The sequence below is a fragment of the Nonomuraea sp. NPDC049784 genome (assembly GCF_040659615.1).
GTDB lineage: Bacteria > Actinomycetota > Actinomycetes > Streptosporangiales > Streptosporangiaceae > Nonomuraea.
The window spans coordinates 1-1,031 of the sequence record NZ_JBFAMX010001325.1 but is presented as its reverse complement, the minus strand read 5'-3'; the positions used below and the strand labels follow the sequence as shown (position 1 = coordinate 1,031).

1 protein-coding gene is annotated in these 1,031 nt (G+C 68.6%); it reads left to right on the top strand.

The window, feature by feature from the left end; translation table 11 throughout:
- Positions 1 to 98: 98 nt before the first annotated feature.
- A partial coding sequence (locus AB0J09_RS65770) for an HAD-IIIC family phosphatase (RefSeq protein WP_360714763.1) occupies positions 99 to 1,031 on the top strand: 933 nt, incomplete at its 3' end.

The following is a 1,031-nucleotide window of genomic DNA, read 5'->3' as shown; positions in this document are numbered from 1 at the left end:
CGCACTCGCGCACCGTGGCGGCCACACACGCCCTGCCCTGGGTTCAGCCCCCTGCCGATGCAGCCTCGCTAGCCTGGGCAGAAAATGTGCTGCGCCGGATGACGGAGGCCGACCGGCCGGTGACCAAGGCGCTCGTGGTCGACGCGGACAACACGTTGTGGGGCGGTGTGTGCGGTGAGGTCGGGCCGCAGAACGTGGATGTCGGCGGACCGTACCGGCAGGTTCAGCAGTTCTTACGTCGGCAGCACCAGTCCGGCCGCACGCTCGCCTTGTGCTCACGTAACAACCTCGATGATCTGCGCGCTGTGTTCGCCGCCCACCCCGGGATGCCGCTGAGCTTGGACGATTTCGCGGCCGTGCACGCCAGCTGGGGCTACAAGTCGGACGCGGTGACCGCGATCGCCGAGGAGCTGGGCTTCGCCATCGAGAGCTTGGTGTTCCTCGACGACAGCCCCGCGGAGCGGGCCGAGGTCGCCCAGCGGCATCCGGCGATGACCGTGGTCGACCTCCCCGCGGATCCGAACGCCGTCCCGAACGCGCTCCACGCCACCTGGCAGTTGGCCCTCGACGCCACCACCACTGAAGAAGACCGAGCTCGCGGCCTGATGATCAGCCAGGAAGCCGCACGCCGAGCCGTCGCCGACCAGGTCCCTGATCGTGGTGCCTACCTGCGCGAGCTGAACCTGCAGGTGGAGATCTCACCGGCGACAGGTGCCGACGTCGAGCGGATCTCTCAACTGGCCGTGCGGACGACCCAGTTCAACCTCCTCCTGCGCCGCCACACCCCGGTCACCGTGAGCCAGCTCCTCCTCAGGCCGGGCATTGCGATCACTGTTCGCGTGCGTGACCGGTTCGGTGACTATGGGCTGGTCGGGTTCGCTTTCGCCGAAGCCGATGCCGCCGCTGGTATCTTGCGGGTCAGGGACTTCTTTCTCAGTTGCCGGGCCCTGGGGCGCAACGTGGAGTGGCGCCTGCTTCAGGCCCTGGCGGAACGGGCGGCCGCCGCTGGCCTGAACGCGGTGGAACTGCGC